Here is a 22,661-nt window from a genome sequence, read left to right as displayed (position 1 = left end):
TTTGCACTATTATGGGGATTCCATGAGGGAAATCGACCGTATTGACCGAAAGATCCTTCGTGCCATGCAGGATGACGGCAGGCTCACCAACCTGGAGCTGGCCGACAAAATCAGCCTCTCTCCCACGGCGACTGCCGAACGCCTCAAACGGCTGAGTCGCGATGGCTTCATAAAAGGCTATGCCGCCCGACTATCTCCCCAGAAGCTCGACCGCGGCATGCTCGTATTCGTTGAAGTCAAACTCGACCGGACGACGCCGGATGTATTCGACGCATTTGCACAAGCTGTTCGAAAATCGGACGATGTGATGGAGTGCCACATGGTGGCGGGAGGGTTTGACTATCTGGTCAAGGCTCGCGTCAAAGGTATGGAAGCATATCGGGCGTTTCTTTCCGACGTAATTCTATCATTGCCAGGTGTACGCGAAACGCACACTTACCCGGTGATGGAAGAAGTCAAGAACACCGACAAAATACCGGTTTGAGGTGCATTCCCATGCCCCTTACCAGATTTGATATCACAAATTAAACGGGTATCCGACTACCTCAGCAGTGGTATCGGTTGACGAATAATCGTAATATCATATCAAGGAACGCGGAGATATGTATTGAATGACGGCTTACTATCGATGAAAGGTCATGAAGCTCTTTTCCGCAGCTTGGGCGCAGTCAAGACCGAAATTGAACTTGCCGGATTTCTGCGCACGCTCGCTGCCAAGTTTGATTACAAGGGGTTTCTGGTCGTGGACATCCCCACGGCGGTCGAGGATCAATTGACACCGAGGATTGTGCTGTCGGATCTGCCAGCCGGATTTATCGAGGCCTACGACTCCATTGGCCTTTTGAAAAACTCGCCGATTTTTGCATCTCTCCGCCGCTCGACCGCTCCTCTTTCCTGGTGTGCGGAGACGGATGGCGGACACAGGCCACTGCACGAAACTGAGATTGCGCTGCAGTTGTTTGTTCGTCACAAAATGAATTTTGGGGTGTATTTCCCCGTGCACGGTTTCTCCGGCGATCGCGCCGCCATTGGTTTCCTTGGCGACAGATCAGAACTGACCCACGCGGAAATGGGAGAACTGGGCATATTTGTCATGCACGCCTATGACACATTTTCCAATCTGAAGAGCAAAACGCTAAGCGTCAGCAGTGTGCTGACGGCGCGTGAGCTTGAAGTTCTGCATTGGGCGGCACATGGAAAAACTTCGGCCGAGATTGCTGCAATCATCTCGCTGTCCGATCACACGGTCAACGCCTACATGAACAGCGCCATGCGCAAACTCGATTGTGTCAACAGGACGCAACTCGTCGCCAAGGCGCTTCGGTTGCGCCTTATCAGCTAGAACGCTTCAGTTCGGCAACCCTGTCGGGGAAGGTCATTGTGGTCAGGTTCGAATTCACGGATGAGGAAACTCCGGCACAGGATATGGAGCATATCCGGGTTAGCGACGCGGAAATCGTCGGCCTCATGTCGTGCCAGCACACGGTGGGATACTGGCGCGCGGATCTGGAGACAGGTCATGTGTTCTGGTCGAGCGACATCTTCACGATTTTTGGCCTGCCCTTTACCAAGGGACCTGTCGACTTGCCCTTGGCCAATGCAACGGTCCATCCCGACGACCTGCCCTATATGCTGGAACTGTTCGAACGCCTGGCTGTGGACAAAACCGGATTTCATTATGTTTTACGGCTCAAGAACGACCAGGGCGGTCACAAATTTGTCCGCACAGTCGGTCGTTTTCGCATCGCCGACGATGGCCGCGAAGAGCTTTACGGCATGGTCGAGGAGGTTTTCGACCACGTCCGAACGGTTGGCATCATGACCAAGCCATCCACTGGTTAAAGCATCCGCCCTGGCCACGAAGTGCCCAGGGTGAAGGTCGCGGAGCCGAAAGCAGCTTTCTCGCTCAGCGGTCCAGGATGCCGCGGATCTCGACCAGGTTCGAACGGAACCTGAGCACATAAAATCCCATGGTCGCCAGATGCGTCGGCATGATCCATCCACTTTCGTTGCCATTGGAAATGATGAACGGCTGAATTTTCAGCGCCGCAGACAATTGCTCATCCATATCATCCCAAAGCTGGCCAAGGTTGCGCTGAACAACCACATCGCGGAAATCCTCACGGGTGGCTTTCAGGATCCCGTAATAGCCATAGAGCTGGCCATAGGAGAACCAGAAGCGGTCATCGGCACGGGTGTCGAACCAGCCGCCATTGTAGTTCTCCGAACGATCCCTTAGAATTGCCGATGTCGAGCCAACATCGGAGGCTATGCGGTCGAGAAACTGGACGAGATTGTCGGTGCGCGCGTCAAAGATGGCATCGCATGAGGCAAGCCGGGCATTGAACGCCTGCATGTAATCAATCGCTGTGCGATAGAATGAGGGCGTCGGTGTCTTCGGCCCAAACGGGCTAACGCCGAAATACCAGGTGTATTCGTCAAACTGCATGGCACCGCGGGCATCCTGCAGGTCGCCATCAACCTGGCTGGTGCCACGCACCCGCCCGAGTGTGTCGACAAACTCGACCGTTGTGCGGCGGATCGCCTGATTCACGCCACGTTGAAACGCGGCCTTGTTGTCAAAATACGGCGTGTGATCCCAATCCACCCCAAACAGGCCGGACTTGTACAGGATCATCGATGAGATCCAGGCATTCTGGTTGACGTTGAAATCGATCAGGTCCGACGTCACCGACACCATCGCCGAAGGCGCACAGGTTCCGTCAGCAATCTTGACGCCAGGCGTCGATGCGAAGCTTTCGCGCTTGCCAGGATATTCCGGATCAAAGCCGGTCCAGACCTGGGTTTGCCAGAAAAAATAACCGTACAGCCCGACGAAGACGACAAGAATTCCGCCAACGACGGCCTTGAGTATGAAGCCGCGGCGCCGGTACCATCCCGCCACGGTGACAAACGGCCACAAGATTACCGAGATGACCACCCCGACGGCCCGGCCGATCGCGTTGAAAATACGCTCGAAAAATTCAATCACCGGGTCAAACATCGTTTTGGTATCCTTCCAGTCCGTAAAGCCGCGACCTGAGCGCCGCCTTGTTATTCAGATAGGTTGTCCCAAGCACATCCACAACATGAGCGCGGTAGCTCTCGGAATAGCCTTCATAGGCTTCATAAAACCCGTGCTTGTCAAAGACGAAGCGACTGACAAAGTCAAACGGCGCCAATCGTGCCAGAAGCCGGTTTATCAGCCATTGATCGGGATGATCCGGCATCGCACGACAAAGCATCAACCGACGATCGGCCCGCACCTCTCGCATTTTGATCTGTCCGGTGGAAGCCACCTCGCGCATCGCTTCCTGCAAAAAAGGATAAACTCCCTCCTCGGCAATCAGCGCGGAATTGTTGTGCATCCACGTCTGCAGCCAGATCCTGTCGGTTCCGGCAAGATCAACGGAAGGATCGATCCGGCGAATGAGGTCGTCGACTGCCATTTCTGCCCGGTGAGCGAAGAAACCGGACGGCTCAACCCATGAAGCGCGCGGCAATTGCAGCCGTCCGGTCTTAGACAGATAGTCAAAAATCCGCGCGTGGTCGGCAATATCTATGTAGCTGACTTCCCAGGGACGAGATCGCCTGAAGCCCGGCGCATGGCTGTCGCAAATCACTGTCGTGGTCCGGTCATCACGGAAGATGAACACGCCACCGAAATGATTGGCCCAAAACGAATTGTGCGGAAAGACAAGCTTGTCCGGCACAAGCGCGTTTTGCCGGATGTCGCCAGTCTCCCGCGCAAGCTCGACCATCCGGTTGAGCATGACGTCATCACGCCAGCCGTTCCTGGAGGATTTGAGCTGGTCGACCAGCCCGCGCAGTTCCGTGGCTTTTCCCAGCATGTTTTCAGCCGACATCACCCGGAAGCGGATTTCACTGATCGACAGCAGGTCCTCGACCCCGGTCACCACATCGATCGGCTCTTCGATCTCGCCAAACAACGCGTCCTTGATCGTCACCGCATGAACAGCGCGACGATTGCCGTCAAAGAACTGATGCATCAGCCCGGCGGTGTTTGAAAACTGGGTGTGAACCACCGGCAGGTTCTCCTGCTCCGGTGTCAGAATGATAAACCGGCGGTTGACGCCATTTGGATCGAGATACTGAACATCGCCAAGTTCTTCGGCAATTTCGGGCGAGAAACCGGTCATGTCGATGCGGAAGCTCTCAAGCATGGTTGGCTTCAAGCCGAAAGCCAGCAGCGCCTTGTTATAGCGCGCCACCAGATGTGGCTCGTCAATCGGCAGCAACCGGCCATAGATCAGTTCGTTGTCGACCAGCCGCTTCATTGTTGCCAACGCCCGTCCCGCTTCATCGTCTCGATCTCCCGGATCGCCCGTTCGCGCTGCCGTTCGCGGCGAATGATGTCATCGACGGCAGTCGCGTCCGAGCGGTCGGTGTAACGGAATTCGGAATCAGCGTAGCGGTTGATCTCCTGCAGCACCATGTCGATGGTGAAAGGCTTGCGCAGTTCCGAAACCATCGCAATCTTGTCGTCATAGGGCTTGTGCATGAAAGCCTCGGCGGTCTCGAACCATTCGTCCGGCAAATCGATGTCCATCGCCCGCATCTTGATCGCGTCAGTGATGTTCTTGATCGCCCGGCCGGTAAAGCGCGGCTCGGCCAGCTTGATCCGGTGCAGATAGTCGCCGATGTCGGCAATGGTCTTGACCTTGCCATTCTCTTTCTCGAAGCGTTCCCAGACAGAGAGCAGCCCCTCTTCCTGCGGCTTGTCGTGGCCGTCATAGGAGCGCGCCACAGCCTGCTTGATTTCCTGGCTGGCGAACAGATCATGCGATCCCAGTGGAATCGAGTGGTTCTTGCCCGCCAGAAGCGCGAAAATGTCGATGTAATCATCAAGCGATTGCGGTCCGTCGACCAGCCAGCGCGCGCCGGCGCGTTGCCTGAGCGCATCGTCGACATTCTCAGGGTAATTGGAGAACATGCCGAAACTGCAGTTGCCGCGCACCACGGTGGAGGCGCCGGCGAAACTTTCCATCAGCACAGCAGTGACTTCCTGCTGACCGGCCGACGCGCGGTCATCGGAGCGTTTGGCCGCAACCTGATCAATATCGTCGATGGTGCCGAAACCGATGGCGCGCGGGTTGAGCACATTGTCGACGAACGCCTTGCAGTTCTGCCCTGACTTGCCCTGATAGGACGAAATCTGGTCAACACCGAAATTCTCGTAGTGAAACGGATAGCCCGCGACTTCGCAATAATCATTGATCATGCCCGCCAGCATCTGGATCAGGATGGTCTTGCCGGTGCCCGGCGCGCCATCGCCGATGAAGGTGAACAGGAACCCGCCCAATTCGACAAACGGATTGAGCTGTCGGTCAAAATCATAGGCCATCACCATCCGCGCCAGGCGCATTGCCTGATGCTTGGCCAGATGGTTGCCGATGATTTCGTTGGGCTTCTTGAAGCTCATCACCAGAGGTTTGCGGCGCTGTCCCGGCGCCACGTCGAAACCGTCGAGCGTGAAGTTGTCGGTTTCCAGCCGCAGATGGGATTGCGCGAAACTGCTCAGCGCATCAAACCGGGCACGCCGGCTGATAAGCCCCTCAATGGCAACACGGGCCAACGCGCGTGCCCGAGAGGTCATGGCGATCTCGTCAGGCGCGCCGGAGACCGCCTCGTCCAGCGCTGCAATGATCGATTTCAGCGCATCCTGCGGCGTATCAAACTGAAAATCCGGTTCTTCAGTATCATTGGCAGGCTCGCTTTCGCCATCGACCGTCTGCAGGATATAGGCCGAAAGCGTGAACGCGGCGACATAGGCCGAGGCCGAAAGCAAGCGCTTGAAGCGCTCGGCATCCTCGCCTTGCAACGGCGCGCCGGTATTGCGTGACTGCAGACTTTCGAGATCCGTCTGCTGCGCGAACAGCTCCGCCACAGCCAGCGCCACGGCAATTCCCCGCCGGGTCCTGAACAGCAACGTGTGCTGCGGGATCGACAACATCGGATCATTGGCGCGGATCGCCTGGATGGTCTTGCCGAGTTCGATCTCGCGGGTTCTGCGCATGCCACGGGTCGATACGGTGGAAACAAACCGCCGGTTGGTGCCCGCAAGCGGCGTTGAAGACCCGCCATCCTGCGCAACAAGCACGACAACGCGGGTGACCATCGCCTGCGCCACCGCTTGATGCCGGGCAATATCTTCCTCGGAAATGGTTGTCAGCCCCGTCGTCTGGCTCATGAGCTCATACCTCGCTGATGATCTGGTTGCCCGACACCACATGCACGGTGAAGCCGGAGAAAATGCTTTCCGCCTCCCCCGAGGCATAGAGCGCCTGATAGGCTTCGTGCGGCACAAGTGCGTGTTTCTGATAGGCGCTCACGCCCTGCCGGGCTGCTTCCAGATCGTCGGTTTCGATGTGATAGATGTCGCGCGCCGGCTCGGAACTCCACAACCCGTGTTTGGCCGGACGTTCGGACTTGGAAAAGACCTCCTGCAAGGTCCATGTCAAAAGCCAGGCGTTCTCGTCCTTGCGCACCTTCGACAGGATCGTCGAGATCCGGTCGGAGTTGTCGGTTACGCCAGCCGAATAAAACGGTCCCAGCACGAAACGGCGCAATTGCTTGGGGTGCAGATGTTCAAAATCCGCGTCCAGATTTTGCGCAATGGTCGCCGGCGACAGCGAATAGGCGCCATTCTTTTCCGCCGAGGCGTCAAAGGCGCGGGCAAATTCCGGGTTGAGCAGCCCACCCACCGGCAGCGGTATATCCACATCGGGGTTAAGCTTGCCATCCTTGCCCACCAGCATCTTGGCGATGGATTCGCTCGAATCCTCAATGGTCGCCATGTAGACCATCGGCAGCGTCTGGCTGCCGTCGAAAACGCCCCAATGAACCACATAAAACGGTCGACCGGTCTTGGGGTTGATCGAGACGCGGATGGTTTCAGGCAGAATGAACGGCGCGAACACCGCATCCTTGCCAATCTCCTCCAGATACAGCCGTTCGGCAATTTGCTCCTGAAGGGCTGCAGGAAATGCCTTGTGGCGGAGAATGAAGTCGGCCATTTCCGCCTTCAGGGTTTCGACGTCCGGCATGGCCGCCAGCCGCTCTTCAGCCGTGGCGCGGTCATTCTCCAGCGTCAGCACATTCTGAAACACCGGAAACCCGCTGTCGGCACGCGAGATCCTGAACCGCTCGATAAAGCCGACCCGGTTCTCCCATGCCGAGAATGTCGCCTCGAGACGATCGACATAGGGGATGATCACCTGGCCAACCAGACCATGAGCGTAAAGCGGCGACTTGTCGTCGGAGAGATAGACACGCAAGCCCTTCAACGCCGCGTGCATCGATCTGAAATATGATTTGGCGGCGCCGGTGTCAGCACGCATGGCCGGTTCCCGATCTCATCACTGCTCGCTTACGGTTTCACGTAATTGGCGGAGTTGTGTTTCTCCAGAACCTCGGAGAACCGTCGGGCAAACGCATCATCTGCAAGCTGCTTGCGGCGCTGGATATCCTGCGTCGACAGCATGTTTTTCTCATGCATCTCCAGAAGATCGCCAATGTGGGTCTGCGCAGCTGCACCAATGCCGGCCATGGTTTCTTCCGCCGCCGTATCGACCCGGCTGCCCAGCGTGTTGATCTTGTGCGCCACATCCTGCTGCGCAGCCGTCTTCAACGAATCCTCAAGCGCCTTGTAAAGGACGATGCGCTGCTCGGTGTCGATGGTGAGCTTGTTGATCAGCGTGTTCTGCGCCGCGATCTGGTTGTTGAGTGAATCCACGAATGTCTGGAACATCGAGGTGTAGCGTTCCAGTGTCTGGCTTTCAGCCAGCAATTCCTGCTCCTTGGCCTGCCGCTGATTATACTCGGTGGCAAGTTTCGAGCGGTCGCTTTCAAGGTTGGTGCGGGTCTTCTGGTCTGTCGAGGCTGCGATCTGGTTTTCAATGTCCATCAACAATGGATTGAGTTCCTCGATCCGCTGTTGCGTGGTTTCCAGATTGGCCATGGTCACCTTGCGGCGCTCGATCACCTTGATCAGACTTGCCTCGGAGGTCTTGTAGCGGTTGTCGAGAATATCCTTCTGGTCTGTCAGGATGCCGGTGATGGTATCGGATTTCTTCAAAAGCTCCTGCAGATTGCCCGACAGGGACATGTTCCTGACGCGGTCCGAACGCATCCGTTGCGCCCGTGCTTTCGAGAACAAGGCAATGAAGCTCTCCATCCCGGAGAAACCCTTCATGCTTTCAAATTCCGAGCCAAAGACGTTGGTCGCGTCTTCGAGGCCGATGATCAGGTCGGCGATATTGGTTTCCATCATGCGCTGCTGGCGCAACACGTCCTGGATGCGGGCATTCTCGATGTCGAACTGGGGATCGCCTAGTTCAGCATCCGCTTCCGAAAGCTTTTCAAGTACGACACCCGAAGCCTCGATCTTCGAGCGCATGTCGTCAACGACGGAGCGTGTTTTTTCAATTTCAGCGTCAAAGCTCTTGATATTGGCCATGCCCGGCTTCCCCGTTTTCGTGCGCCGGTGTCCAGCGCTGATCCATCCAGCCCGCTTGGTCCGGGCGTTGAGATGTTTGTAGCACCGGTTGTCGGCACCGCAAACATCAAGCGTGCAAAACGTAGGTATCGTGAGAACAAAATAAAAGACCGCCCCGGAGGGAGCGGCCTTTCAACGTCTCTATTGTCGCAAGGCTTTACTCAGCCGCTGCGGGATCCTTCAGATAGGCAATGACGTCGGCAACATCGGAATCTTTCTTCAGGCCGGCAAACGCCATTTTGGTTTTCTTGACCACACCCTTGGGGTTGCGCAGATAGGCATCCAGCGCCTCAACGGTCCATGTCGGAACCTCGGTCGCATGTTCGACCATGGCTGGCGAATATTTATAGTCTTCGACCGAAGCGATCGGCCGATCGACGATGCCGACCAGATGCGGGCCGACCTTGTTTTTCGCTTCCTCGGCTGTGTGACAAGCCGCACACTTCTTGAAAATCTTGGCACCCTTGTGGGCGTCTCCATCAGCAAAGGCGGCCGTAGGAGCGAGAAGGCCAGCGGCCATAACGGCGCCCAGCAGTGTGGAAAGGGAAATGCGCATGTTCAGTCTCCATTCGGGTATTAGGTTGGCCATATCTATTACGTAGACGCTGCAAGAGCAATGAGACGATGGTGCAGATATGTCGGGACGAGGCTTTGTCAACCACCTCTAAAACCGCAAAACCGATTGAAAATGGCGCTACTCCGGAGCCTCTTGCCCCATCACGTCATCCCAGTGACGGCGACAATAGGACACATATTTCTCGTTACCGCCGACCTCGATCTGGGCGCCTTCGCGGATCACCCTGCCCTCGTCATTGACGCGCACAACCATCGTCGCCTTGCGCCCGCAATGACAGATCGTCCGAACTTCTCTGAGTTCATCTGCGATCGCCAGAAGCGCTGCGGAGCCCGGAAACAGTTTGCCGCGAAAATCAGTACGCAAGCCATAGCTCATCACCGGGACATTCAACCGGTCGGCCACCCGCGCCAGTTGCCAGACCTGAGCTTCGGTCAGGAATTGCGCTTCATCGACGAAGGCACAGGCAATCTCGCCATCCGCCTTCAGTTCCTTGAGCGATTGAAACAGATCGTCATTCGGCCGAAACGGGATCGCCTCGCAATCCAGCCCGATCCGCGAGGCAATGCGCCCGGCGCCGCCGCGATCATCGAAGGCGGCAATGAACAGCACGGTGCGCATGCCGCGTTCGCGGTAATTGTAGGACGCCTGCAACAGAAGCGTCGATTTTCCCGCATTCATTGTCGAGTAGCTGAAATATAGCTTGGCCAAGGCCGGCTCCCGCTGTTCATCCGGTTCAGATAAATGCCCCGCTTCAGGCTCCGGTTCCGCACCAACGCAGCCTTCAGGCCACTGGTTCATAGCCTCTTGCCAACCGGCGCGGTCTATTTCCACCCCTTGGCCGCGCTTTCAACAACCGTTTTTGCTCCCAGGCGCGAAATATGGCCGGTTTTCGGCTTGAGTTCACGGTCCATAGGTGGTTGTTTCGGCGATCGGAACACGGGAGATACCGAATATGATAAAAAAAATGACACTTACATTCGCAGCAATTCTGCTTGCCGGAACCGCAACTGCCCACGCAGCCGATGCTGAAGCTTGCAAGAACGTCCGCTTTGCCGATGTCGGCTGGACCGACATTCAGGCCACCACCGCCGTCACCGGCGTCGTGCTTGACGCTCTGGGCTACACCCAAGAAGTCCAGGTGCTCAGCGTGCCTGTGACCTACCAGTCGCTGAAGAACAAGGACATGGACGTCTTCCTCGGCAACTGGATGCCGTCGATGGCCGCCGATGTGCAGCCGTTCCTCGACGATGGTTCGGTTGAAACCATTGCCCAGAACCTTGACGGCGCCGGCTACGGCCTGGTTGTGCCGACCTATGCCGCTGAAGGCGGCGTCACGAGCCTGTCCGATATCGGCAAGTTCAAGGACAAGTTCGACGGCAAGATCTACGGCATCGAGCCCGGCAATGACGGCAATCGCATCGTTCTCGAAATGATCGCCGACCCTGCCAATGGCCTGGAAGGCTTTGAACTGGTCGAAAGCTCGGAAGCAGGAATGCTGTCGCAGGCTGAAAAGGCAATCCGCAACGAAGAATGGATCGCATTCCTCGGCTGGACCCCGCATCCGATCATGGGTGAAATGTCGATTGCCTATCTGGATGGCATGGGCGATTCCGGTTTTGGCGCCGCCACCGTGCACACCAATGTGCGCACCGGTTTCACCACCGAATGCCCGAACGTCGGAACCCTGGTCAAGAATCTTTCCTTCACGCTGTCGATGGAAAACAAGATCATGGACGACATCCTCAAGGGTGAAGATGCCAACGAAGCTGGTCTGGCCTGGCTGAAAGCCAATCCGGATGCGGTAACGCCATGGCTTGCAGGCGTGACCACATTCGACGGCGGCGATGCTGCTGCGGCTGTCGCTGCCAAGCTCGGCATGTAATAATGACACAACGGTCCGGGGCTGCCAAAGCGGCCCCGGACTGAATTGTGCGTCGGGGGACATGACATGGATTTCATGACGGATTTCATTACGGCCTGGAAAATTCCGGTCGGAAAATTGGGAAAGAGCTTCTTCAATTTTCTCACCGACAATTTCGAGTTCATCTTCGATGCCATCGCAGACTCGCTCAAATTCGTCCTCGACAGCATGATTGACGGCCTTTTATGGCTACCGTCGCTGGTTCTTGTTCTGGTGATCGCGCTGATCGGCTGGCGCATTCAGAAGTCATGGAAACTGGCGCTTGGCATCATTCTCGGACTGGTGTTCATCATCAATCAGGGTCTCTGGAAAGAAACCGTCGAAACCCTCGTGCTGGTCATTTCCGCCGCCTTCATGTCGATGGCCATCGGCGTGCCGATCGGCATCTGGCTGGCGCACCGGCCCAGACTTTACACCATCTTGCAGCCGGTCCTCGATCTGATGCAGACGATGCCGACCTTCGTCTACCTGATCCCGGTTCTGATCCTGTTCGGCCTCGGACTTGCTCCCGGCCTGCTGGTCACCATCATCTTTGCCTCGCCGGCGCCGATCCGGCTCACCTATCTGGGCATCACTTCGGTCCCCCGACCGATGGTCGAGGCCGGAATGGCCTTTGGCGCCTCGCCGCAGCAATTGCTCCGGAAAGTCGAGTTGCCCGCCGCGCTGCCGACCATCATGGCAGGCCTGACCCAATGCATCATGCTGTCGCTGTCGATGGTCGTTATCGCAGCCCTGATCGGTGCCAATGGCTTGGGCAAGCCGGTGGTCCGCGCGCTCAACACCGTCAACATTCCGCTTGGGCTTGAAGCCGGCATCGCCATTGTCATTCTCGCCATCATTCTGGACCGCATCTGCCGGGTTCGCATTGGAGCAACGTCATGAGCCTTGATGCTGATCGCGGCTCGGTCCGCATTGAAAACGTTTCCATCATCTTCGGCGACAACACCGCCGAAAGCCTGGCGCTCGCCGACGCCGGCAAATCCCGCACCGAGATCCAGGAAGAGACTGGTGATGTGCTCGGCGTGCACGATTGCACCGTCGACATCAACGAGGGCGAAATCCTGGTTTTGATGGGGCTGTCGGGTTCCGGCAAATCCACGCTGCTGCGCGCCATCAACCGCCTCAACCCCATCAGTCGCGGCAAGGTGACTGTCCATTGCGGCGACGAGACGTTCGATGTCGGCGGCTGTGACGACAAACAGCTCATGCAGCTGCGAATGGACACCGTGTCTATGGTGTTTCAGCAATTTGGCCTGCTGCCCTGGCGTTCGGTTGCCGACAATGTCGGTTTTGGCCTTGAAATTGCGGGAATTCCGAAAAAGGAGCGCGACAAGAGGGTCGCCGAACAGCTCGAACTCGTCGGTCTGTCGGACTGGTCCGAACGGATGGTCGCTGAACTCTCCGGCGGCATGCAGCAGCGCGTCGGCCTCGCCCGCGCCTTTGCCACCGGCGCGCCGATCCTGTTGATGGATGAGCCGTTCTCGGCGCTCGACCCGCTGATCCGGACAAGGCTTCAGGACGAACTGCTCGAACTTCAGTCACGATTGGGCAAGACCATCGTCTTCGTCAGCCATGACCTCGACGAGGCCATGAAGCTCGGCAACCGCATCGCCATCATGGAAGGCGGCCGCATCATCCAGTGCGGCACCCCGCGCGATATCGTCAATTCGCCGACCAATGATTATGTCCAGGACTTTGTCGCCAACATGAACCCTATTGCCATGCTGACGGCGAAAGACGTCATGACACCTGGCAAACCGGATGCCGCACGCGGCCAATCGCCGCTGTCGGCATCGGTCACCCCCGATACACCTCTTTCCGACGTCATGGACGCGTTGACCAAGCGCGAGGGGACAATCGGTGTCATTGACAAGGGCGTTGTGACAGGCTCCATCACCTCCGACGACATCGTTCGCGGATTGACACAGCATCGCCGCTGAGAGTGATGAACGTCGGACAATCAATCTGATTCAGTCAAGGAGAATTGAATATGGACGTTAAGGGCAAAGCCGCCATCGTAACCGGCGGAGGCTCAGGCCTTGGTGCGGCGACCGCGCGGGCACTGGCAGCCGCTGGAGCAAAAGTCTCGCTGCTGGACATCAATCTGGCCCAGGCTGAAAAAGTGGCCGCCGAAATCGGCGGCAAGGCCATCGCCTGCGACGTCTCCAATGCCGCAGCAGCTGATGCGGCGCTGACGGAAGCCGCAGAAGCCTTTGGCGAAGCCCGGATCCTGATCAACTGCGCCGGCATTGCTCCCGCAGTCCGCGTCGTCGGCCGTGAGGGTCCGCATGATCTCGAAGTTTTCCGCAAGGTTGTCGAAGTCAATCTGATCGGCAGCTTCAACATGCTGCGGCTGTTTTCCGACCGCGCCTCCAAGCTTGAGCCGCTTGCGGACGGCGAACGCGGTGTGGTGATCTCGACCGCTTCAGTTGCAGCCTTTGACGGCCAGATCGGCCAGGCCGCCTACTCCGCATCCAAGGGCGGCGTCCATGCCATGGCGCTGCCGATTGCCCGCGAACTCGCCCGTCTCGGGGTCAGGATCATGACCATTGCTCCGGGGATTTTCGCAACACCCATGCTGCTTGGCATGCCGCAGGAAGTCCAGGATAGCCTTGGCGCGTCGGTGCCATTCCCATCTCGCATGGGGCAGCCGGAAGAATACGCCAAGCTGGCCATGCACATCATCGACAATGTCATGCTCAACGGCGAGACAATCCGTCTGGATGGCGCCATCCGCATGGCGCCGAAATAGGGCGACCGGCACTGTGAAAGAGCCGGTCAAGATCATCCGCGACACCGATGAGGAGGCCCGCCAGTTGGCGCGTCGCCTCATTCGCGGCGCGCGGTTTGCTGCCATCGGTGTGCTCGAACCTGACACCGGCTTCCCCTTCGCAAGCCGGGTTCTGACCGGCACCGATGTTGACGGGACGCCGCTGATCCTGGTCTCGGGATTGTCGGTTCACACAACCGCGCTGCTCGCCGACCCGAGGGCGTCACTGCTGTTTGGCGAACCGGGCAAGGGTGACCCGCTGGCACATCCGCGCATCACCGTGCGGACACAGGCCGAACGTGTGGCACGCGACGATCCTGCCCATGCCCGCCTGCGCGCCCGCTTCATTGCCCGCCATCCAAAGGCGGCGCTCTATGCTGATTTCGGAGATTTCGCCTTTTTCCGGATGGTGCCGCACTCGGCAAGCCTCAATGGCGGCTTTGGAAAAGCCTTCGTCCTGGAAGCGTCCGACATTCTCATCACATCGCCAGCGATCGCCGATGTTGCAGAGATGGAGGCCGGCGCAATAGCGCATATGAATGCTGACCATGCCGACGCCGTGGACAATTTTGCCAGGGTCTTCGGCAAATCGAAAAAATCAGGCTGGAAGCTCTGCGGACTGGATTGTGCCGGCCTGGACCTTGCCAATGGCGATGAACTGTTGCGCATCGACTATGATGCGCCGCTCTCCAAGGCATCGGATTTGCGTCCGTATCTTGTGGAAATGGCCCGCCGCGCAAAAACAGCCTGACACAGCAATGCCGTTTCAATTGGCTCTGAAAAGCAGACGGACGTCATCCGACAGGAGTGACGTCCGTCTAGCGACAGCAGGGAAATCCCCGCCATGCCGCCGGTCGCTGGCGACATTGCGCGCCTAAACTTGCACCGACCTTGCGTTGCAACCGATTGGCTTGCAGCCCGCAGCCCGCCGTGGCATTGCTTCGGGCACTTAAACGGGGCTGCAGATGAGACACAAGATTATCCTCGACACCGATCCGGGTATTGATGACGCCATGGCCATCGCCTACGCCATCGCTCATCCCGAAATCGAATTGCTGGCGCTGACGACGATCTTCGGCAATGTCCGCACCCATGAGGCGACCCGTAACGCATTGGCATTGCTTGATCTCTGGGGCTCGGATATCGACGTCGCGGAGGGTGAAACAGCCCCTGTTTCCATGCCTGCCAATGAGCCGAGCTATCTGGTTCACGGCCGCAACGGCTTTGGCGAGGTGGATATTCCGGCTTCAAATCGAAGCAAGCATGCGCTTGGTGCGGTCGACTACATCATCGAGGCCACCAAACGTTATCCCGGCGAGATCATATTGTGCGCGGTGGGGCCGGTGACCAACCTGGCCCGGCTGCTTGAACGCGACCCCGGTGTGGTGTCGCGAATCAAGGCGGTCGTCGTCATGGGTGGGGCGGTTCACCACAAGGGCAATGTCACGCCCATGGCGGAGGCCAATTTCTGGAACGACCCGCATGCCGCCGACATGGTTCTGGCCGCGAGTTGGCCGCTGGTTCTGGCTCCGCTCGATTGCACCATGCCGGTGGTGTTCACGCCCGACTTCATGCAGGCGCTTGCACGGGAATCGCCAGCTCTGGGCGGGCCGCTTGCGGCCATGGCCGAGTTCTATGCCCGGTTTTATCGCTCCCATATGGGAATTGGCGGCTGCGTGCCGCATGACGTGATGGCACTGTCGTGGCTGACCGTGCCCGGCGCCTTCAGGCTGCAGAAAGGCGCACTTGCCGTGGTCACCGATGGCCCGGCAATCGGCCAGACCCTGTTCCAGCCCGGCGGCACCCAGAGCCGCGCCCGTTGTTTTGACGGCAGGCCGGACCATATGGTGATGGTCGACACCGATCCCGAGATGTTCCTGGCCGATTACATGATGGTCATGACCAGGCATGCGACGTGACGACCTAGGCAATTGACCCGGTGACAGGAGCAGCAGAGTGCACAGTGTGAGAAACGGCGGGCTCGCTATCGTCATTGGCCACAGCGGCGGCATCGGCAAAGCACTGTTTGACGCGCTGAACCAGTCCGGTGCCTTTGCCGAGGTGATCGGCTATTCACGCTCATCCGAGCCCGGCATCGATCTGCTCGATGAGCAAAGCATCATCGCCGCCGCGAAAGCTGTCGAGACACGGCAATCCGATCTCCGTCTGGTGCTTGACGCGACAGGCTTTTTGCATGGCAACGGCTTCACGCCGGAAAAGACCCTCAAGGCCATCAGCCCGGAGCACATGGCCCATGCCTTCGCGGTCAATGCGATGGGACCAGCGCTGCTGATGAAGCATTTCCTGCCGCTGCTGCCGAAACACGGCAAATCCGTCTTCGCCACCCTGTCGGCAAAGGTCGGCTCGATCGGCGACAATGCGCTTGGCGGCTGGTACAGCTATCGCGCCTCCAAGGCGGCGCTCAATCAGTTCGTCCACACCGCCGCCATAGAGCTTTCCCGCAAATCGCCTGAAGCCATCTGCGTGGCTCTGCACCCGGGAACCGTCGACACCGGGTTGTCATCGGGCTTTGCCAAAGCCGGACTGACCGTGCGAACACCAGCTGAAACCGCAGCCGTGCTGCTGGCTGTCCTCGACCAGTTCACAGCGGCTGAGACCGGCGGGTTTTATGATTACCGCGGCAAACCCCTGCCCTGGTGAAACAGCCTGATATTCTGGCTGATCGATCTTGCACGCAAGATCAGGCATTTACCCAGCCTTCACCAGCCCGGGTTTATGATCAAGCCATGACAGAGCGGAAAACCATTCGTTGGGGCATTGTTGGAACCGGTACAATCGCGCGGCAATTTGCTGGCGATATTGTGTATGCTGACAATGCGACACTCACGGCGGTCTGCTCGCGCGACCCCGCCAAGGCGCGGGAAATTTTCAGCCGTCATTCAGGGATAACCGCATTTGACTCCTTGGGCGCAATGTTCGCCTCAGGCAGCATTGATGCTTTGTATGTTGCCACCCCTAACAACGGCCATCACTCCCAGGCACTCGAGTCCATCGCGGCCGGCATCCCGGTTCTGGTCGAAAAGCCATTTACCGCTGATCTGGAACAGGCGCTGGAGATTCAGTCCGCCGCCACCGCGTCCGGGGTCTTTGTCATGGAGGCGATGTGGAGCCGCTATTTGCCGGCCATCATTGCCGTCCGTTCCGCCCTGCGCAACGGCGTTATCGGCAACATCCGCCAGCTGGAGGCGGATATCGCCTGGAAGCAGGATTATGTCCCGCGAAGCCGGTTTTACGACAAGTCAAAGGGCGGCGGTGCGCTTTATGATCTGGGCATCTATCCGATCTCGCTGGCACGTTATTTTCTCGGTGATCCCGACCATGTCGACGCATCATGGCAGACCATGCCGTCAGGCGCCGACAGCAGTGCTGCGGTCACAATGCGGTTCGGCAAAACGGAGGCCAGGTTCACCTGCGGTTTTGATAGGAATGGATCCAACCGGATGGTCATCGAAGGGGACAAAGGGGTTCTGGTGATCGGTCCGCTATTCATCAAGGCAGATGGCTTTTCCGTCTATCCGTCACGCCTGATGGCTGATCTGATCCAGCCCGGAGGTGGATCCCTTGACGCAAGAATTCGCAGAAAACTGTTCCGGCAGCTGCCGCTTCCGGGGACGGTACGGCATCACTATGGCTTTGAGGGGTCGGGCCTGCAATTCGAGATCGAAGCCGCATCCGAAGCCATCCTCCGGGGCTTGAGCGAGCAGCCTGACAACACACTCGACGACACAATTTGCGCGCTCCGCATCATCGATGGAATCCTCGCCCGCCCACCGAAAGTGGATTGAGCCCCCAACGTTTGGTTCAGAAACTCGAGCGCGGCGTGAACGTGCCGATACCGCCATTCAGCGCAAGCGCCAGTTCGGTCAGATGCAGCGCCCGCTTGCCCGAAAAGAACGGAGCTTCGCTCCTGGTGATCGCATCCGCCATCACCGCGATTCCGCGTCCGAAATCAATCTGAGACGGATAGGCGGCCAGTTTACCGGCCCTGGCTGGCGCGGGATAGGCGACCGCACGGCCATGGGTCAGCCTGAGCGGCAACATCCGCCCGCGTTTGCGCTCGAACCGGCCCGTCAACCGCTGCAGCAAGGGCCGCTTGCCATCAAACCGGCTCACATGCACCGGCGAGCGGTCATCCCACAAATCCCGCACCACGATGGTGCCCTCATCGCCGATGATCGTCAGCGAGCGGTCGCGCGGTGCGGCCAGACCGCAGGTCAGTCGCGCAGTCACACCGGAACGGAATGACAGGCAGCCGACCGAGAAATCCGGCCCCATGACGAGATCCGACGTCCCCGGCCCCTTGTCTGGAAAAGTCAGAGCGGAAAAGGCCTGGCCTTTTTCGACCGCGCCAAACAGCGACACCAGCCAGCTCAGCCCGTAACCGGCATGCTCAAGTGTGCAACCCAGCTCAAACTCGTGCACACCGGGCCATTGTGCACCGGAACGCGAGCGCCACTCCATCCAGTTATCCTTGAACACCGGGCCATCTTCCATCTCGGCATAGGCAAGCCGCGGCGCGCCGATCCGCCTGGCTGCAATCAGACTTGCGGTCAATTGCTGTGCATCCGAAAGGCCGTTGGCCGGTGCACTGCAGACAGTCAGGTTTTCTGTTTCGGCAAGCTCGATTATCTCGCTAGCCTCCTCGAACGTCATGCCCAGCGGTTTTTCGCAATAGACATGCTTGCCCGCCTTCAACGCTGCACGATTGAGTTCGAAATGGCTTTCCGGAGGTGTCAGGTTGACGATGATTGTGGTGCCCTGATCGCCAAGACAATCAGCAAGTGATCCGTAGGCTTGCTTGCCGTGAAAGCTACAAAACTGCGCAAGCCGGGAGGCATCGTGATCCCACACGCCGGCGATCTCCAACTCAGGATAATTGGCAAGCGTCGTCATGTAGTAGTCGGCGACAAAACCGGCGCCGACAAATGCAATCTTGGTCATGAAACTTTGTCCCGGCAAACTGTTGTCAGAAACCCTAACCCATCGACCGTTAAGATGTGATTGCCTTGCCGGGTGCACACCGGTGAGGCAATCCGCGTCAATCAGTCCGCCCATTTTCTCGACGGTTCCAAGCGCGCCATTCTTCAAAATCCAGGGACAGAAGCAAGCCGTCAGCCATCAAGTCCGAGGAACGTCCGGCACAACGGGTGCTCAGGATCGGCAAGTCCGTCAATCACGTCAAAATGATGTTTGCCCGGATCTTCCAGAATACTCATCGAGGTCGCAAAGCCACGCCACATGTCATAAAGCGCCCGGTTTTGCCGGACAAACTCAGGCCGTTCGATTGCGCCCACCCATGCGGCCATCGGAATGGCTGCGAGCGGCGTCAGCAGAACCGGGCTTTCCGATTGTGCCTCCGATGCGTCGATGTGGAGCGTGTCGTTCATTTCCGTCTGCATCAAGGGTCGCAGATCATGAACACCTGAAATCGGGGTGACGCCGGCGATGCGGCGCAAAACCGCTTCAGGCAACAGCGGTTCTCCGCTGATCATCCTGGTGACCAGGTGACCGCCAGCAGAATGGCCGGTCAAGCGAACCGGCCCGGCGATTTCGCCAGCGGCAAAACTCACTGCGGCGGCAATTTCCCTGGCGATCCCGGCAACGCGGATATCAGGACACAGCGTGTAACTTGGCATCGCCACCGCAAAACCATGCGCCAATGGCCCGGCAGCCAGATGCGACCACAAAGAATTGTCGAACGCTTTCCAGTACCCGCCGTGGACAAACACCGCGAGGCCTTTGGGGGTGCCTTCGGGCAGGAACAAATCGAGCCGATTGCGCGGCGCTGGCCCATAGCCAAGATCGAGGCGCGCCCTGCCTTCATGGTTCAAACTGTCACGCAAGGCCTTTGCCTTGGCTGCCCATCGCGGCGGGTAGTCAGCCGCTCCTGCAATGTGCGCGCCATTGGCGTATGCGTCATCATAGTCCGTTATCGGGTAATCCGTCACCGTCGAACTCCTTGGAGCGTATCTCTGATTTGATGAACTATTGCCGGGCTATCGCGGAAGCGCAATGCCTGGCTCCGGCTTAAAATTTATCATCCGATAAAAAAATTGACCTTTTGATAAAACCAATTCATTCTTTGCCTATCGCGGCATCGGATGAACTGAGGAGTTTCTCCGAAAAGACCGCAAAAAGAGGTTCTCGAAACGAGGGGGTCCTGATGACAGTATCCGAGACGAGCGACGTAAAGGCCAACCGTCTTTCCAGCGCCGATTATGTCGACAATTTTTCCGATATCCATCCGCCACTGACGCCGCACGAGGCGATCGTCGAGGCGGACCGGTGCTATTTCTGCTATGATGCGCCCTGCATGACGGCCTGTCCGACGTCGATCGACATTCCGTTGTTCATCCGCAATATCCAGGCCGGCAATCCGGTAGGGGCGGCCAAGACAATCTTCGACGAGAACATCATGGGCGGCATGTGCGCCCGTGTCTGTCCGACAGAGACCCTGTGCGAAGAGGTCTGTGTGCGTGAGATGGCTGAAGGCAAACCGGTCAAGATCGGTCTGTTGCAACGTCACGCGACCGACACTTTCATGGAGCGTGAACAACCCCACCCGTTCACCCGCGCCGCCCCGACCGGCAAGAAAATTGCCGTTATCGGCGCCGGCCCGGCTGGCCTGTCCTGCGCCCATCGTCTCGCCACCCATGGCCACGACGTGACGGTGTACGAAGCGCGTGAAAAGGCCGGCGGGCTCAACGAATATGGCATCGCGTCTTACAAGACGACCAATGATTTTGCCCAGGACGAGGTCGAATTCATCCTGCAGATCGGCGGCATCACCATCGAGAACGGCAAGGCACTGGGCCGGGACGTCAAGCTCGAGCAACTGACAGCGGGTTTCGACGCGGTATTCCTCGGACTGGGCCTGCCCGGCGTCAATGCGCTTGGCCTCGAAGGCGAGGATGCCTCAGGTGTTGTCGACGCGGTCGATTTCATCGGCGTGTTGCGCCAGGCCGAGGATTTGTCCTTGCTTGAAGTCGGACGCCGCATTGTCGTCATCGGCGGCGGCATGACCGCCATCGACGCGGCAATCCAGTCCAAGCTTCTCGGCGCTGACGAAGTCACCATCGCCTACAGGCGCGGCCAGGAGCACATGAATGCCTCGCTCTATGAGCAGGAACTGGCCCAGACCCATGGCGTCGTCATCCGTCATTGGGTGATGCCGAGCAGTCTCAACGTCTCCGATGGAGCCGTGACCGGGATCACGCTGGAAAAGACCGAACTGGACGCCGGCGGCAAACTGACCGGCACCGGAGAACTGCTAACACTTCAAGCTGATCAGGTGTTCAAGGCCATTGGCCAGACGCCGGACGCAGATCCGCTGACGGGCATGTCGATCGAGCTGGAAAAAGGCCGGATCCGCACAGGCGATGACCGTCGCACCTCGCATCCCAAGATCTGGGCTGGCGGAGACTGTGTCACCGGCGGAGAAGACCTCACTGTGGTCTCTGTCGAAGATGGCAAGATCGCCGCCGAAAGCATTCACAAAGCCCTGATGGCTTGACGGAGGAAAAGATATCATGGCTGACCTCTCCACCAATTTTCTCGGTATCAAATCACCCAACCCCTTCTGGCTCGCCTCGGCGCCGCCGACCGACAAGGCCTACAATGTAGAGCGCGCCTTTGAAGCCGGCTGGGGCGGCGTTGTCTGGAAGACCCTCGGCGAAGCCGGGCCACCGGTTGTCAACGTCAACGGCCCCCGCTATGGCGCCATCTGGGGTCCGGACCGCAGGCTGTTGGGCCTCAACAATATCGAGCTGATCACCGACCGCGACCTTGAGATCAATCTCAGGGAAATCACTGAAGTCAAGAAACGCTGGCCCGACCGGGCAATGATCGTCTCGATCATGGTGCCTTGCGAGGAGGAAAGCTGGAAGGCGATCCTGCCACGTGTCGAGGACACAGGTGCAGACGGCATCGAGCTCAATTTCGGCTGCCCGCACGGCATGAGCGAGCGCGGCATGGGTGCCGCAGTCGGTCAGGTGCCCGAATACATCCAGATGGTGGCCGAATGGTGCAAGCACTATTCGAACATGCCGGTCATCGTGAAGCTGACCCCCAACATTACCGATGTGCGCTATCCGGCGCGCGCCGCCAAAGCCGGTGGTGCCGACGCGGTGTCCCTGATCAACACCATCTCGTCGATCGTTTCCGTCGATCTGGACAATTTCGCCCCCGTGCCGACAATTGACGGCAAGGGCTCGCATGGCGGCTATTGCGGCCCGGCCGTGAAACCTATCGCACTCAACATGGTCGCCGAAATCGCCCGCGATTCCGAGACCCGCGGACTGCCGATCTCCGGCATTGGCGGCATTCAGACATGGCGTGACGCCGCTGAATACATTGCACTGGGCTGCGGCACGGTCCAGGTCTGCACCGCGGCCATGACCTATGGCTTCAAGATTGTCGAGGAAATGACCCAGGGCCTGTCCGACTGGATGGACGAGAAGGGCTACGAGACAATTGCCGACTTCCAGGGCCGTGCGGTCCCCAACGTCACCGACTGGCAGTATCTCAACCTCAATTACATCACCAAGGCCAGGATCGATCAGGACCTCTGCATCAAGTGCGGCCGCTGCCACATCGCCTGCGAGGACACCTCTCACCAGGCGATCACCGCGATGGTCGACGGCGTGCGGCATTTCGAGGTGATGGACGACGAATGCGTCGGCTGCAATCTCTGCGTCAATGTCTGTCCGGTCGATGACTGCATCACCATGATCGAGATGACCGAAGGCTCCGATCCGCGCACCAACAGGCCGATCGATCCAGACTACGCCAACTGGACCACCCATCCGAACAATCCGATGGCCAAGCAGGCCGCGGAGTAGAAATCCCGCAAGAA

Annotated in this window: 22 protein-coding genes; 13 read left to right on the top strand and 9 right to left on the bottom strand. The window is 58.4% G+C overall.

Features of this window, described 5'->3' with window-relative positions:
- Positions 1–22: 22 nt before the first annotated feature.
- From IMCC20628_RS03025 to IMCC20628_RS03015, 3 genes are all read left to right on the top strand, one after another.
- Positions 23–484 (top strand): Lrp/AsnC ligand binding domain-containing protein, encoded by a 462-nt coding sequence (locus IMCC20628_RS03025; RefSeq protein ID WP_047028979.1) that lies wholly within the window; start codon positions 23–25, stop codon positions 482–484.
- Between the two features lie 123 nt (positions 485–607).
- Positions 608–1,342, top strand: coding sequence for a LuxR family transcriptional regulator (locus IMCC20628_RS03020; protein ID WP_156174387.1), 735 nt, complete (start codon positions 608–610; stop codon positions 1,340–1,342).
- A gap of 38 nt (positions 1,343–1,380) precedes the next feature.
- Entirely contained in the window at positions 1,381–1,842 is a 462-nt protein-coding gene (locus IMCC20628_RS03015) for a PAS domain-containing protein (protein ID WP_052766271.1), read from the top strand.
- A gap of 64 nt (positions 1,843–1,906) precedes the next feature.
- Here IMCC20628_RS03015 and IMCC20628_RS03010 read toward each other — a convergent pair whose 3' ends face one another.
- The 7 genes from IMCC20628_RS03010 to IMCC20628_RS02980 all read right to left on the bottom strand — a co-directional run bounded on the left by IMCC20628_RS03010 (position 1,907) and on the right by IMCC20628_RS02980 (position 9,803).
- Positions 1,907–3,004, bottom strand: a complete 1,098-nt coding sequence (locus IMCC20628_RS03010) for a DUF2333 family protein (protein WP_047028977.1) — start codon at positions 3,002–3,004, stop codon at positions 1,907–1,909.
- The gene (locus tag IMCC20628_RS03005; protein ID WP_047028976.1) at positions 2,997–4,298 is read right to left on the bottom strand and encodes a DUF6638 family protein; all 1,302 of its coding nucleotides are present in this window, start codon (positions 4,296–4,298) and stop codon (positions 2,997–2,999) included. Before IMCC20628_RS03005 ends, IMCC20628_RS03010 begins: the two co-directional genes overlap by 8 nt.
- Positions 4,295–6,211, bottom strand: coding sequence for an AAA family ATPase (locus IMCC20628_RS03000; protein WP_047028975.1), 1,917 nt, complete (start codon positions 6,209–6,211; stop codon positions 4,295–4,297). Before IMCC20628_RS03000 ends, IMCC20628_RS03005 begins: the two co-directional genes overlap by 4 nt.
- A 4-nt stretch (positions 6,212–6,215) precedes the next feature.
- Positions 6,216–7,361 (bottom strand): hypothetical protein, encoded by a 1,146-nt coding sequence (locus IMCC20628_RS02995; protein WP_047028974.1) that lies wholly within the window; start codon positions 7,359–7,361, stop codon positions 6,216–6,218.
- A gap of 29 nt (positions 7,362–7,390) precedes the next feature.
- Positions 7,391–8,479, bottom strand: coding sequence for a hypothetical protein (locus IMCC20628_RS02990; RefSeq protein ID WP_047028973.1), 1,089 nt, complete (start codon positions 8,477–8,479; stop codon positions 7,391–7,393).
- Between the two features lie 196 nt (positions 8,480–8,675).
- On the bottom strand, positions 8,676–9,074 hold the full coding sequence (locus IMCC20628_RS02985; protein ID WP_047028972.1) for a cytochrome c family protein: 399 nt from the start codon (positions 9,072–9,074) through the stop codon (positions 8,676–8,678).
- Between the two features lie 138 nt (positions 9,075–9,212).
- Positions 9,213–9,803, bottom strand: a complete 591-nt coding sequence (locus tag IMCC20628_RS02980) for a thymidine kinase (RefSeq protein ID WP_047032207.1) — start codon at positions 9,801–9,803, stop codon at positions 9,213–9,215.
- A gap of 256 nt (positions 9,804–10,059) precedes the next feature.
- Here IMCC20628_RS02980 and choX point away from each other — a divergent pair, with 256 nt between their 5' ends.
- From choX to IMCC20628_RS02940, 8 genes are all read left to right on the top strand, one after another.
- A complete protein-coding gene (gene choX / locus IMCC20628_RS02975) occupies positions 10,060–10,977 on the top strand; it encodes a choline ABC transporter substrate-binding protein (RefSeq protein WP_047032206.1) in 918 nt (305 codons plus the stop codon).
- Positions 10,978–11,043: 66 nt separating this feature from the next.
- The gene (choW, locus tag IMCC20628_RS02970; protein ID WP_047028971.1) at positions 11,044–11,898 is read left to right on the top strand and encodes a choline ABC transporter permease subunit; all 855 of its coding nucleotides are present in this window, start codon (positions 11,044–11,046) and stop codon (positions 11,896–11,898) included.
- Complete coding sequence (gene choV, locus IMCC20628_RS02965; protein ID WP_047028970.1) at positions 11,895–12,956, top strand: choline ABC transporter ATP-binding protein; 1,062 nt, start codon at positions 11,895–11,897, stop codon at positions 12,954–12,956. The genes choW and choV overlap by 4 nt, the downstream gene beginning before the upstream one ends.
- 50 nt (positions 12,957–13,006) lie before the next feature.
- Entirely contained in the window at positions 13,007–13,768 is a 762-nt protein-coding gene (locus IMCC20628_RS02960; RefSeq protein WP_047028969.1) for an SDR family NAD(P)-dependent oxidoreductase, read from the top strand.
- Positions 13,740–14,537, top strand: a complete 798-nt coding sequence (locus IMCC20628_RS02955; RefSeq protein ID WP_047028968.1) for a HugZ family protein — start codon at positions 13,740–13,742, stop codon at positions 14,535–14,537. The genes IMCC20628_RS02960 and IMCC20628_RS02955 overlap by 29 nt, the downstream gene beginning before the upstream one ends.
- A gap of 214 nt (positions 14,538–14,751) precedes the next feature.
- Entirely contained in the window at positions 14,752–15,705 is a 954-nt protein-coding gene (locus tag IMCC20628_RS02950; protein ID WP_052766270.1) for a nucleoside hydrolase, read from the top strand.
- 37 nt (positions 15,706–15,742) lie between these two features.
- Positions 15,743–16,447, top strand: a complete 705-nt coding sequence (locus tag IMCC20628_RS02945; protein WP_047028967.1) for an SDR family NAD(P)-dependent oxidoreductase — start codon at positions 15,743–15,745, stop codon at positions 16,445–16,447.
- Positions 16,448–16,533: 86 nt separating this feature from the next.
- Entirely contained in the window at positions 16,534–17,592 is a 1,059-nt protein-coding gene (locus IMCC20628_RS02940) for a Gfo/Idh/MocA family oxidoreductase (RefSeq protein WP_047028966.1), read from the top strand.
- Between the two features lie 16 nt (positions 17,593–17,608).
- Here the strand turns inward: IMCC20628_RS02940 and IMCC20628_RS02935 are convergent, their stop codons facing one another.
- Together IMCC20628_RS02935 and IMCC20628_RS02930 are read right to left on the bottom strand one after the other, a co-directional pair.
- Entirely contained in the window at positions 17,609–18,748 is a 1,140-nt protein-coding gene (locus IMCC20628_RS02935) for a Gfo/Idh/MocA family oxidoreductase (protein WP_047028965.1), read from the bottom strand.
- 170 nt (positions 18,749–18,918) lie between these two features.
- Positions 18,919–19,755 (bottom strand): alpha/beta hydrolase, encoded by an 837-nt coding sequence (locus IMCC20628_RS02930; RefSeq protein ID WP_047028964.1) that lies wholly within the window; start codon positions 19,753–19,755, stop codon positions 18,919–18,921.
- Between the two features lie 215 nt (positions 19,756–19,970).
- Between IMCC20628_RS02930 and IMCC20628_RS02925 the strand changes: the two genes are divergently transcribed.
- Positions 19,971–21,320, top strand: coding sequence for an NAD(P)-dependent oxidoreductase (locus IMCC20628_RS02925; RefSeq protein ID WP_047028963.1), 1,350 nt, complete (start codon positions 19,971–19,973; stop codon positions 21,318–21,320).
- 16 nt (positions 21,321–21,336) lie between these two features.
- Positions 21,337–22,647, top strand: a complete 1,311-nt coding sequence (gene preA, locus IMCC20628_RS02920; RefSeq protein WP_047028962.1) for an NAD-dependent dihydropyrimidine dehydrogenase subunit PreA — start codon at positions 21,337–21,339, stop codon at positions 22,645–22,647.
- The last annotated feature ends 14 nt before the right edge of the window (positions 22,648–22,661 follow it).

The sequence above is a fragment of the Hoeflea sp. IMCC20628 genome, assembly GCF_001011155.1.
In the GTDB taxonomy this organism is placed as follows: Bacteria; Pseudomonadota; Alphaproteobacteria; order Rhizobiales; family Rhizobiaceae; genus Hoeflea.
Note: the sequence above shows the minus strand (reverse complement) of the source record. Positions and strands in the feature narration are given on the sequence as shown.